The sequence below is a fragment of the Acinetobacter sp. 1125_18A genome, from assembly GCF_052824985.1.
This window is the reverse complement of record NZ_VTDG01000008.1, coordinates 107,987-120,414: the sequence shown is the minus strand read 5'-3', so window position 1 is coordinate 120,414 and position 12,428 is coordinate 107,987. Positions and strand designations below refer to the sequence as shown.

The following is a 12,428-nucleotide window of genomic DNA, read 5'->3' as shown; positions in this document are numbered from 1 at the left end:
ATAAAAAATTAGCTAAGACAAGGTAATCAAAAATGATAGCTTGGAGAGATGCCTAAAAATAGGCATAAATTTAAAAACAAATTTACGATTCAGTGAATTGGAAGAAAACCATGAAAAATAACAATCTATTACTTCTATTTTTTACATTAACAGTCTGCTCAAGTTTAGTGTGGGCAGAAACCAATACTGAAGCTGATGTTCAAGCTTTCATTCCTAAAGATTGGAAAATACTTAGCAAAGTTCAAGGTGACTTAAATGGTGATCAACAAGCCGATATGGTGCTGATTATTGAAAATACGGATCCCATAAATATTGTTAAAAATAAATTCAATCATAAAAAGCCAGCAAATCTTCTACTTAACCAAAATGAGCGAAAATTATTAGTTCTATTTAAAGACGCTCAAACTTACCGCCTTATCGCAAGTAATTCCTCACTCCCTAGAGAAAGCAACAATGAACGCCCTTGCCTTATCGATCCATTGATTGTGGACAATTCACCAATCATCCAGAATGGACAACTTAAGATCACATTAAATTACTCGTTTCGTTGTGATTCATGGGAGGTCTTTAATAATATTTATACTTTCCGCTATCAAAACCCATCATTCGATCTGATCGGCTATGATTTACATTATTTCGATATACCATCAGGTGACAGTCGAACTGAAAGTACTAATTTTTTAACAGGGAAAATCAAAAATGTCACCAGTACGCAAGAACTTGATCGCAAAAATACACCAAAAATATCCTGGTCAAAATTAAAGAAAGTACCTTTGCCCAAACTTGAGCAAATCAACTTTGAGCGTTATGTTCAATAATGGATGTCTTTTATAAATTATTTTTTAAAAACAATAATTCAACATAAAAGAATCCCTCACCCTAGCCTTCTCCCAAAGCGAGAATGAACCTCTTAATGGTGAATTAACTTTAAAATCCTTGTTCTAAAATACGGATTTTAACATCAGCAACATGCTCTTTTACTTCAAGTTGATACGCTTGCATATGCTCAGTTTGTAAGTGTGCATTGAGATGCTCAATACTTTCCCATTTTTCAAGCATCACGATCAAATCAGAATCCTTGCTTTGATAACTTACATCAACACCAGCGTCGACCAATAGCTGATAACCATGACAGCCTTGCTCTTGTAATACTGTCGGGGTAATTTTCTTAAATGCTTGGATAATTTTATCTTTGTGTAATCCATTTGGATATGCACGGATTTCAGCCACAATAGTCAACATATTAGACTCCTTAAATTTTTTAAACGAGATATTCAAAATTCCAATTTGCTTAAGCAAAAAGCTGCTGTAAATGCTGGCGATATGCCTGTTCATATTGCGCAATTTGTGGTGCTTTAATCACATCATTGACAATAAACGTTTCTAAACTTTGCATTCCTAAGAATTGATTGGCTTTATGAAAAGGTAAATACACACCATCTACACCTACACCATGGAAAAATTGCTCAGGATCATCAAAAGCTTGCAAGGGTGCATTCCAAGTTAACGACAACATATACTTTTTCCCCTGAATCAAACCACCTGAGCCATATTTCTTGGCAGCATCAGAACGACTACGACCATCGTTGGCATATAAACTGCCATGACCAGTGGTAAAAACATCATCAATATATTTTTTCATGGTCCACGGTGCACCCATCCACCAACCTGGCATTTGATAGATCACAACATCCGCCCAGAGATATTTCTCTACTTCTTCTTGAGCATCGTAATTTGCATCGGTACGTGTCACTTTTACACTGTGTCCCAAATCGCTAAGCACGTCTTCACCCAAAGCAGTTAGGGTATCGTTTAATTCACCATTTGAATGTGCAAACTGTTTAGCACCATTTACGATTAAGATATTACTCATTGTTTACCTATGTTTTGCCAATACGCTTGATTTATGGCGCAACTATAGAGCTTATTTTTATCGCAAAAAACGCAAAAATAAGCAAAATATTATTGACTAAAAATCAATAATAAATATCTTTGCCTCTTTCTGTCCATTTCACTTTAATCAATTCAATAAAAAAGCACCCGTAGGTGCTTTGTATATCGATTCAAGCATATTTAAGGAATTAAACCTTCATCACGCATTGCAATCTGTACAGATTGACGTTCAGCGACTTTATTGCGTAATGCCACAATATTGGTAAATGAGGTTAAATCATGATGAATCGAATTCGACCAATTTGTCAGTACAAACAAATACGCATCAGCAGGACCAAAGCGGTCATTGACCAAATAATCGTATTCTGACTCGGCAAGATAGTCATCTATATATTTCAACATCTTATCTATGGTTGCATAGCCACGTACTTTTTCATCTTCAGTGATCGCTGGGTCAAAGAAGACGGCATATTCATCATGCAACTCTGAGTTTAAATAACCCAACCATTCTAAAACTTTAGCACGTCCCAAACCTGATGGTGGGATCAAATCCTGTTTAGGATCGTGTTGCGCAATAAAAGGCAGTACTGCAACATTTTCAGTTAAAAGCAAACCTGGATTGATTTCTAATGCGGGTACATAGCCTTTTGGATTGATTTCGTAATAATCTGCGCCCTTTTCTGTTTTATGCGTTTTTAAATCAACACGTTCTAAATCAAAATCAACATTAATTTCGTTGAGTAAAATATGGGCAGCTAAAGAACATGCACCTGGTGAATAATATAATTTCATATCTAATCCTTGTTATATGACTGTTTAAGTTGTAAATGGCTCAGATCACAATTTCAAGTCGTAAAACATAAAATTGCAAAAAGCATAAATTTATAAAATCAGCTATAACTTGAATATTCAACAAAATGAAGACTTTTTCAAGTCAAAGTTAACTGCTTTTTCACTAAAAGATGTTTTAACATACGCATCTTTAAAGAATGATGAAAGGTTTGTAGTGATTAGTCTAAAAAAAGCGGAATGGTTTTCCAATATTCGTACAGATGTACTTGCTGGAATGGTCGTTGGCTTAGCACTTATTCCTGAATCAATCGCTTTTTCTGCAATTGCAGGCGTAGATCCACAAGTCGGCCTGTATGCATCATTTTGTATTGCAGTGAGCATTGCTTTCTTCGGTGGACGTACCGCAATGATTTCCGCAGCCACAGGCGCAATGGCGTTGCTGATGGTTACTCTCATCAAAGATCATGGTTTACAGTATTTATTTGCCACCACAATTTTGACTGGAATTCTTCAGATTCTTGCTGGCTATTTTAAAGTTGCAAAACTGATGCGCTTTGTTTCACAGTCTGTCGTCTATGGTTTTGTCAATGCATTGGCTATTCTCATCTTTGTGGCACAGATTCCTGAATTACAACGTATGGATCTGACGGCTTATCTATTTGTCACCTTTGGCTTAGGGGTGGTTTATCTTTTCCCCTATATTCCCAAAATTGGTCAACTCATTCCCTCACCTTTGGTGTGCATTATTGTATTGAGTTTAGCTGCCTTATTTTTGGGTGCGGATATGCGTACTGTTAGTGATTTAGGAAAATTTCCAGACACTTTACCACTGTTTTTAATTCCAGAGATTCCACTTAACTTGGATACCTTAAAAATTATTTTTCCTTATGCCATCACCTTGGCCACCGTAGGTTTACTCGAAACCATGATGACAACCACGATTATTAATGAAGTGACGCAAACAGAAGGCGATCGTCACAAAGAATGTCGTGGACAAGGCATCGCCAATATGGTCAGTGGGTTTATGGGGGGTATGGCAGGTTGTGCCATGATTGGGCAATCGATTATCAATGTGTCTTCTGGTGCACGAACTCGCTTATCGACCTTAGTTGCTGGTATTTTTTTACTGTGTTTAGTGGTCTTTTTAAAAGAATGGCTGTCTTATATTCCAATGGCTGCACTTGTGGCAATTATGATTATGGTGGCTTTTACTACATTCAACTGGGACTCAGTCAAAAACTTTTCAAAACATCCCAAACAAAGCAATAGCGTGATGCTTGCGGTGGTGGTCATTGTACTGATGACGCATAACTTAGCTTTAGGCGTGTTGATTGGTGTACTTTTATCTGCACTTTTCTTGGTCAATAAATTAGAAAATGCAGTACGTGTCCAATCTCATTTTTTGAACAGCACGACCCGAAAATATGAAATTTATGGGCAAATTTTCTTTAGCAGTTCAGAAAAATTCTTTCAGTTTTTTGATTTTAATGAATCTGTTGATCATGTCATTATCGATTTAACCCATGCCCATATTTGGGATATTACCTCTGTCAGTATGCTCAATCAGGTACAAAACAAGTTTCTGCAAAATAACATTCAGGTTGAAATTATAGGGATGAATGAAGCAAGTCGTAGCTTAGTTGATCAATATAGTGCGGTAAAATAAACAGCATTATTTTTCTTAAGGCAGTGATGATCAGCGTTTAATACAGGTAAAGAGCAATAGCCAAAATGGTAATCGCAATACATTGTATCACTGCCAAATTTCTAAGGAATTTAATCATCGTAAGCTACATCCATTATAAAAATAATCCATTATTCAGCGAATATAACCGATATTTTGCTGTTAAATTGTGATTTTTATCTACTAAAATTTGAATATTTACTTAACTTGTCTCAATAACCTTATCTTAAAAAGTTAACTTGGTCTCAATAAATTGACTTTAGGCATTATTTGATACTCAGTAAGTGCGTTAAAACTCGATTGTAATAAACTGAATATTCGTTCCTAATCACTTTGGGTCTGTTGACAATTCGTCTATGTTTGCGACTACGAATGTTTTTTAGGCGATACTAGGCGCGAAATACGAAATTTAGTCATTCTAAATGATGAGAAACATCGTTTCGCAAGGTAACAACGTAGCGGCAAAAAACACTCTAGTCCCCCGCTGCGCCTTGCGCTGCAAACAAAGCAGTGCTTTGTTCTTGCTCAGGGTTGTGGTTAAAATTATCTCAGCCTACGTTATGAAACTTGAAAATAGTCTCGCTATTCTCTTCGTTTCATGCCTTGCCTGCTCAATTTTAACCTACAACGCAAGCCATTTATGAAATATCAACAGACCCTTATTAAATACTAAAAATACCTATTATCAGGTATAGATTAAGCCATCAATATCTGAAAAACTAAGTCCAATAGACATGGGCGAGTTTTTTACATCATGAACAATGAGTTAAGTTTACCTGTTCCAGTCATCATCGTAGAAGATGAGCCGCTTATACAAAAAAGACTGACTGACATATTAATTAATCTAGGATACTCAATTGCAGATTTACGTTTTGCCCAAAGTTTAGCTCAAGCCAAAGAACAACTCAGTATACACTCAGCCTCTTTTGCATTGGTTGATTTAGGCTTGCCTGATGGAAATGGAATTGAGTTTATTGAAATTTTAAAAAACTATGATCCAACCATCATGATTTTAGTGATCTCAGCATGGAGCACTGAAGATGCGATCCTCAATGCATTAAGTGCAGGTGCAACAGGCTATGTGCTCAAAGAAAGAGATGACTTAGAAGTTTCTCTTTCGATCAAAAGTGTCTTACGCGGTGGAGCGCCGATTGATCCATTTATTGCCCAAAAAATTTTAAAACAACTACATTTTAATGAAAAAAATAATTCAAATAAAACTGCACCCTGTCAGAGAGTCACTGATCAGGACAGTGTATTATCCAAAAGAGAATTGGGAATTTTAGAACTGGTTTCTCAAGGCTTAAGCAATAAGGAAATTGCAGATCAACTCAATTTATCCCGTTATACCGTTGAATCTCATATTAAACATATTTATCGGAAACTTGCGGTATGCAACAGAGCCAAAGCCATCGATACAGCACGCAACTTAGGATTACTCGACTAATTCTAAAATTAATCGGGTTGTTCGGTCTTATGCTAAATTTGACCCAGCATTTTGCTTTTGCTGGTGCTGCCTTAACAGCTCAGTCCAATACAACAGATGCAGCCTGCCATTTTCAAATCCAAAGCATACAAGTTGCTCAAGCGCTTGCAAATCTTGAACAGGTTCCCCAACAGGGATGGGAAACAGTCACGTTGCCAGATGACTGGGAAACACGCTGGAAAAACTATACAGGCGCTGCTTGGTATAAAATCAAATGGCAATATCAGTGCGATCAGGAAAATCAACCTGTCGCCTTACTGATTGAACGAATCAATATTGCAGGAGCTGTCTATAGCAATAATGAACTGTTATGGAAAGACAAATCCTTAGTAGAGCCATTGTCTAGAAGCTGGAATATGCCAAGGTATTGGGTGCTTCCTGCTACATCTATTCAAAACCAGCAAAATGAAATTTTAGTCCGTGTTGTAGGGGTTGCATCACAACATTCAGGTCTAGGAAAAATTAAATTTGGTCAGGCCGAAGATATCGCCAATCAGCAAGATCAGTTGGTTTTTGAACGGCGAACTTTATTTTTTATCAATATTATTATTACCTTTGTGGTGGGAACTACAGGTTTTACCATTTGGCTATTTCGACGCCAAGAAAAAGCCTTTGGTTGGTTTGGTTTAACTTCATTTTTATGGGCATTGTTTGCTTATAATATTATTTCGACCATCCCTATTCCTTTTACCGACAGTATCTTAACAGCACGTCTAAATCTCGTGTTTTTAGTTGGATATACCTATTGCCTCTGTTTATTTGCTTGGCGTTTTGCCAATCGCCATTATCCGTATTTAGAACGTTTACTTTTATTGACCTCTACAATCGCAATTGCGGCATTACTGTTGACACCGATCAATTATCTAGAACGTAGCTTATCCTCTGTCTTTTTCTATTCTGGCATGCTATTTATTTTTAATTGCTTGTTTTTTCAATGGATTGCTTTTAAACGTAGAAAGATGGACATTCTCCTGCTTGCGTTTATTTTCCTTATCTATTTACTTATTATTGTTCATGATTTTTATAGCATGATTCATCATCTGGATCAGACGCTCTATTGGACGCCATTGGCCGCACCAATTACCAGCTTAGCAATCTCGTTCATCTTGGCTTATCGTATTTCACAGAATGTCGGACGTATTGAAAAATTTAATCAGACGCTTGAAGAAACTATTGAGAAAGTCACTTTTGACTTAGAGCAATCTTTAGATAAAAAGTACCAACTCGAAATTGATAATATGCGGTTGCAAGAGCGTCTAAACCTGTCTCATGAATTACATGATGGACTGGGTGGTTCAATTGTTCGCTCAATGATTATACTGGATCACAGTGAACATATTGAAAAACAACAAGTGATCTCTATGTTTAAACTGTTAAGAAATGACTTACGCCAAGTGATTGACTCAGGAAGCAGTGCTGGGGCAAAAATACCAGAAAGCCCAGTGATGTGGGTTGCGCCATTGCGTCATCGTTTTATACAAATTTTCGAAGAAATGGAAATTGAATCGACTTGGATTTTTGCAGAAAAATGGAAACATAAACCCCTTGCATTGATTTGTTTAACCTTTTCTCGTGTCGCAGAAGAAGCCTTAACCAATATTGTAAAACATAGTCATGCAACTGATGTCGAAGTTTCGTTGGTTGAAGATGAACGACAACAACTCGTTTTAACCATTCAAGACAATGGCATTGGCTTTGAAGTAGATCAGGTTCAAGCTGGATTGCATGTGGGTTTGCAGAGTATGCAAGTGCGAGTAAAAAGAATTGGAGGTAGTTTTGAAATCCATTCTCAGCAGGGTTTTACCGTGATCCGAGCCATAGTACCGTTGAAAGATAAAACTGAATAATTGAGATGAATGAAATAGTATTTCGACCAATATCATTCGCTTCATTTATGAAGAGATTCAGTCTTAAATCAGTTGGTGAAAATTACTATATTATACAAATGGTTATATTATACAGATTTAATTTTATGAAAGCATAAAAAAAAGAGAAACTAGATCACTAGTTTCTCTTTAAAAAAGATATCAGCGTATTACGATTTCTTTCTAGAACGTGCTAATACTGAGGTCGCTGTAAGCAACATCAGTCCAAACAAAGACCACAGTCCTGTACTGCCCCCACTGCTCTTATGCCCGCCTGTAGTAGCACTTGATTCATTTAAATCTAGATCAACAATAACCGGATCGTGATCAGAAGAACGGAAAGCATCTGGCGCATAGAAAGAAGCAATTTGTTCTTCAGTCTTATATTCTTCATTGTAGTCTAATGCTGTTGGTTCATCAGCATTGATATGCCATGCAAAAGTACGTTTAACCATTGGGTATAAGTTAGCATCTGCAATTGCGTGATCTAAATTACCCGCACCACCATTCCCGGTTGCATCACTGGCCACACCAAACACATAGCTATATGCAGATTTACCTTGCCCTACTTTTTCATCATTTAGCAATATTTTGTAGTTGGCTTTTTCAAATGCCAAGATTGGATCTTCTTTGGCATAACTGTTCATATCCCCGACCAATAGATAATTTGGCTTTTCAGCTTTGGTTGGGTTGGTTGCAATCCACTGAATCAATTTTTGTACTGCAGTGACACGAGTCGGATTCCAACAGCCTTGACCATCACCTTGGTTAGCTTCTGGTGAGGTTTTATCCTCAGGACAACTACCTTTAGACTTTAAGTGATTTGGTACAACAGTAAAGGTTTTTCCTCCCGTTACCGCTTGGAAGCTTTGTGCCATTGTGACCCGGTTTTTCTGTGTTAAATCATCATATACCACAGGATTACCAACAGGTTTTACACGTTTGCTATTATAAATAATCGCAACTGCAATCACATCAGTACCCAACTTATCCATATTCGGTGGGATGACATATTTCCAATCTGCACCCAAAGCTTTGGTTAAGTAATTCACAGCACTTTTTTCGCCATAACCATTGTTGGCAATTTCCATTAAGCCATAAACATCTGCATCAATGGTTTTAATCGCACTGACTATTTTGGCATGTTGACGATTAAATTCTGTCTCGGTGTTTGCACCACGATCTGGTTTAACACCAATCAGCGGAGAATTGTCATAATTTAAGACGTTAAATGCGGCAACACGAACCTGTTTACTCTCTTTTGCCAAGACGGTTGAATTCCGCAGATTGCTGTCTTTGACAACCTCAGGCAAAGCTTTGTTTTGAATTGGTTGAATACGCCAAGCATTAAAACGGTATTCCAAAATCCCTTCAACATTTTTAAGCTGATAGCCTGTACGTAAAGTGTTTGCCGCATTAAATGTTTGTGGCAACCATGGTGTTCTGTTTTGATTGTTATAACCATCATCCAAGATAATCTTAGACAATAAATTTTGTTTTGCTAAAGCAACCGCTTCATTGGATTTCGCAGGATATAAATTGGTTGGGATATATAAGCGTCCCAAACTTAAAGACAATTGACCATATCGACCATAATCATAATTCTCGCTAACCGTTAGGGTTTGAGGAATTTTCACCAACATACCTTGATAGCTCTTAGGTGCATTGCCTGTAGCATCGGTTAAACTTGAAAATGGTAGTTGAATCGGTGTAGAACTTACCAGACTTGCGGCTTGATTATTACAGGTCTGAATATTGCTGCTCAGTTGATCAATTTGCAATTGATTTTCATAATTGGTTAAACGCCCTTTCAGAATCACTTCTTCACCCACTTTACCGCCAGTAATTGTGCTTGCAGCAGGGAGATAGACAAAGATCGCATTGCTTAAATTTGCTTTCACTTTACTGTCAGGGGTTTGAATATAGAAACCTGAAAATCCATTTTGATAGCGATAATCCGCTGTGATAACACCTCGAACCACATATTGCTGGTTTTGTGCCGCAGATTGTAAATCTGCAATTGCAGTATCAGCAGTACTACAACTGATTGCAGTGATTGGCGGTGTCGTTGTACCAGTACCTAAATAGCTACTGAATGCATTACGATCTGACCATTTGCTCCACTCACTGTCCAAATCAAAGGCACTATTGGGATCTACAGCGCTGACATCATTTTTATTTTTTATTCTGCTTAGGCTATTTTGATAGCTGGTGATTATTGTTCCCCAGCCACCATTTGCTGGTTTGTCCCCAATCCGTCCAAAACGGTCTACAGGTGTGCCTTTATACACAAGGACCAAGGCATCATCGCCATTAAATGACAAACCAGCAACCTGATTCACTTTAGTGCCAAGTTCTGCCTGTAATTCGGTACGACCTATAATAAATTTTGCCTTACTGGCTAAATTTCCCTCTAAGGTGTAAGTTGCTGTTTTACTCGTTGCCCCATTGGTATATTGTTCAATTTGATAATCTGCAAGGTTTACAGTGCTGCCATCTGGATTATAAATTTCTAATCCTTTTCTATTTACTGTGCCATCGATGTATTGGCTAAACATCAATTGTGCATAGCTTGGAAATGAACAGCCCAATAATGCAAGGCTTAAACAAAGTGTATGTGGTTTTAAATTTTGCATAATTTTTAACGTTTGTTGAAATTTAAAGCAGATTAATTTTTATTAATGACAATATCGTGAATTTGAATCATTCTATTTAATCCATTTATTGTTTAGACAAAATATATCACAGGCAAAGTGGACTAAAATTGTTATAAGGACCTTAGAAATACGAGATCTTATGCTGATCATAAAAAAAAGCACCCTTTCGGGTGCAAAGCATGGAACTTTAAAAGATATTAAGCCTGCAATTGCATTTGCTGTAATTTAGCCACTTCTTGTTGCTTCAATAAATTACGTTGAATTTTGCCACTAGATGTTTTAGGTAAGCTTTCAACAAACTCAATTTCACGTGGGTAAGAGTGCTTAGATAATCGAGAACGTACATATTCTTGTAATTTAGCATTCAATTGGTGACAACCCGTGAACTGAGGCTTGAGTACAACAAAAGCTTTTACGATCTCTGTTCTTTCTGGATCAGGTTTACCAATAACGGCAGACTCTAAAACTTCAACACATTCCAAAAGGGTACTTTCTACATCAAATGGCCCAACACGATAACCTGAAGTTGTAATGACATCGTCTGCACGACCAATAAAATCAACCCCACCTAATTCATTCAAACGAACCGTATCCCCAGTTAAGTAATAATGACCAATAAAGGATTTACGATTATTTCCACCATAACCTTTAAACCATGTGAGTGGCGATTGAGAGAAGTCAATTGCTAGCGTTCCAATCTCACCTCGTTCAACTTCTTGGTTGTCTTGATTTAACACTGCAAAACGATGACCAGGATTAGCAAAACCTGCTGAGCCGACTTTTATTGCATGTGCTAAAGCATGATGGTTACCAATCACCATACCTAATTCTGTTTGCCCATATTGGTCATAAATATTGACATTCAAGTCATGATTAAACCAATGAATTACTTCAGGTGTTAAAGGTTCACCAGCACTGCTGACTGCACGTAAATGAGCTTTGATCGAAGTACTAAATTTTTCTTTAAAGCCAAAGAACATACGAAATGCTGTAGGTGAACCTGTAAGATTACTGATTTGGTATTTTTGAATAATTTCCAAAGCATGGTCGACACTAAATGCGCGTTCATCCATGATAATACTGTGTCCCAATCCCAATGGGCCAGCAATACCATAATATAGACCATATGCCCAACCTGGATCCGCAAGGTTCCAAAATGAATCTTCTTCACGTAAATCAACAGCGTGACGCATATATTCCTTAAAGGCCAAAATCGCTTTTAATGGCACTGGAACCGATTTTGCCAAACCTGTTGTTCCAGAGGTAAACATCATTAAAAAATCATCAGCAAAACTCAACATGACGGGTGTACATTCAGCTGATTGACCTGCTAGTTCTTGCCAAAAATCTGCATCTTTTGTTGCTGCAAAATCTTGTGGATGAACAGTCAGAATATTTGGAAGTTCAATCCCGTTTAGTTTGGGACGTTGTTCACTGTTGGTGATGATCAGTTGGGTATTGGCTGTTGCTACGCGATGCTCAATCGCTTTTGATTCAAAGGCGGTAAATAAGGGCTGATAAATTGCTCCGATACGCCAAGTTGCCAATATGGTGATCAATAGTTCTGGAGTCCGTGGTAATAAGCCAGCAATACAATCGCCTGTTTTTATGCCTAGCGATTGTAAATAATTGGCTAATTTTCCTGATGCTTGTGCCAGTTGTTCAAAGGTCCATTGTGAAGACTCACCGTTTTTGCCTTCCCAGATCAAAGCCACTTTATTTAAACCGACAAAACGCTCGCAGCACTCGATATAGGCATTGATTGACTGTGGGTTGCCAACCAGTTGCTCATTGATGAGTTTTTCATAATCGAATTCTTGATAGGCTTGTTCCAATGTTTTCATGGCAATATCCTTGTATTTTCAGCACAAATCATCTCGATGTGCGGTTCCATATTTTGCTTTCTAGCTTTTCTAAAAATGTTGAATCATTCAACATGTGTTCCTATGCTTATAGATAACCATGATTAGAAATCACACACAATTTCCAAATACCTCAATTGTATTGCGGTTTTTGGGCATCTGCTTTTCCTGTCATGATGGAAGGCTTTA

The 12,428-nt window shown here is 37.4% G+C and carries 9 protein-coding genes; 4 read left to right on the top strand and 5 right to left on the bottom strand.

Features of this window, described 5'->3' with window-relative positions:
- The first annotated feature begins 110 nt into the window (after window positions 1-110).
- Window positions 111-818 (top strand): hypothetical protein, encoded by a 708-nt coding sequence (locus FY049_RS14970; RefSeq protein ID WP_056512686.1) that lies wholly within the window; start codon window positions 111-113, stop codon window positions 816-818.
- Between the two features lie 109 nt (window positions 819-927).
- Here the strand turns inward: FY049_RS14970 and FY049_RS14965 are convergent, their stop codons facing one another.
- From FY049_RS14965 to gstA, 3 genes are all read right to left on the bottom strand, one after another.
- On the bottom strand, window positions 928-1,242 hold the full coding sequence (locus FY049_RS14965; protein WP_056512684.1) for a putative quinol monooxygenase: 315 nt from the start codon (window positions 1,240-1,242) through the stop codon (window positions 928-930).
- Between the two features lie 49 nt (window positions 1,243-1,291).
- On the bottom strand, window positions 1,292-1,873 hold the full coding sequence (locus FY049_RS14960) for an NAD(P)H-dependent oxidoreductase (protein WP_004719408.1): 582 nt from the start codon (window positions 1,871-1,873) through the stop codon (window positions 1,292-1,294).
- A 200-nt stretch (window positions 1,874-2,073) separates the two neighbouring features.
- Window positions 2,074-2,685, bottom strand: coding sequence for a glutathione transferase GstA (gstA, locus tag FY049_RS14955; RefSeq protein WP_446083948.1), 612 nt, complete (start codon window positions 2,683-2,685; stop codon window positions 2,074-2,076).
- A gap of 214 nt (window positions 2,686-2,899) precedes the next feature.
- Between gstA and FY049_RS14950 the strand changes: the two genes are divergently transcribed.
- From FY049_RS14950 to FY049_RS14940, 3 genes are all read left to right on the top strand, one after another.
- Window positions 2,900-4,351 (top strand): SulP family inorganic anion transporter, encoded by a 1,452-nt coding sequence (locus FY049_RS14950; protein WP_446083947.1) that lies wholly within the window; start codon window positions 2,900-2,902, stop codon window positions 4,349-4,351.
- 772 nt (window positions 4,352-5,123) lie between these two features.
- A complete protein-coding gene (locus FY049_RS14945) occupies window positions 5,124-5,816 on the top strand; it encodes a LuxR C-terminal-related transcriptional regulator (protein WP_056512681.1) in 693 nt (230 codons plus the stop codon).
- Window positions 5,762-7,702 (top strand): ATP-binding protein, encoded by a 1,941-nt coding sequence (locus FY049_RS14940; protein WP_446083946.1) that lies wholly within the window; start codon window positions 5,762-5,764, stop codon window positions 7,700-7,702. Before FY049_RS14945 ends, FY049_RS14940 begins: the two co-directional genes overlap by 55 nt.
- Before the next feature lie 188 nt (window positions 7,703-7,890).
- On the opposite strand, the gene FY049_RS14935 is transcribed toward FY049_RS14940, so the two are convergent.
- Window positions 7,891-10,356, bottom strand: coding sequence for an ExeM/NucH family extracellular endonuclease (locus tag FY049_RS14935; RefSeq protein ID WP_446083945.1), 2,466 nt, complete (start codon window positions 10,354-10,356; stop codon window positions 7,891-7,893).
- Between the two features lie 218 nt (window positions 10,357-10,574).
- Entirely contained in the window at window positions 10,575-12,221 is a 1,647-nt protein-coding gene (locus tag FY049_RS14930) for an AMP-binding protein (protein WP_446083944.1), read from the bottom strand.
- Window positions 12,222-12,428 lie beyond the last annotated feature (207 nt).

Coding starts and splice junctions, on each gene's coding strand:
- FY049_RS14970 (WP_056512686.1), top strand. CDS start 111: ATGAAAAATAACAATCTATTACTTCTATTTTTTACATTAACAGTCTGC.
- FY049_RS14965 (WP_056512684.1), bottom strand. CDS start 1,242: ATGTTGACTATTGTGGCTGAAATCCGTGCATATCCAAATGGATTACAC.
- FY049_RS14960 (WP_004719408.1), bottom strand. CDS start 1,873: ATGAGTAATATCTTAATCGTAAATGGTGCTAAACAGTTTGCACATTCA.
- gstA (WP_446083948.1), bottom strand. CDS start 2,685: ATGAAATTATATTATTCACCAGGTGCATGTTCTTTAGCTGCCCATATT.
- FY049_RS14945 (WP_056512681.1), top strand. CDS start 5,124: ATGAACAATGAGTTAAGTTTACCTGTTCCAGTCATCATCGTAGAAGAT.
- FY049_RS14940 (WP_446083946.1), top strand. CDS start 5,762: ATGCAACAGAGCCAAAGCCATCGATACAGCACGCAACTTAGGATTACT.
- FY049_RS14935 (WP_446083945.1), bottom strand. CDS start 10,356: ATGCAAAATTTAAAACCACATACACTTTGTTTAAGCCTTGCATTATTG.
- FY049_RS14930 (WP_446083944.1), bottom strand. CDS start 12,221: ATGAAAACATTGGAACAAGCCTATCAAGAATTCGATTATGAAAAACTC.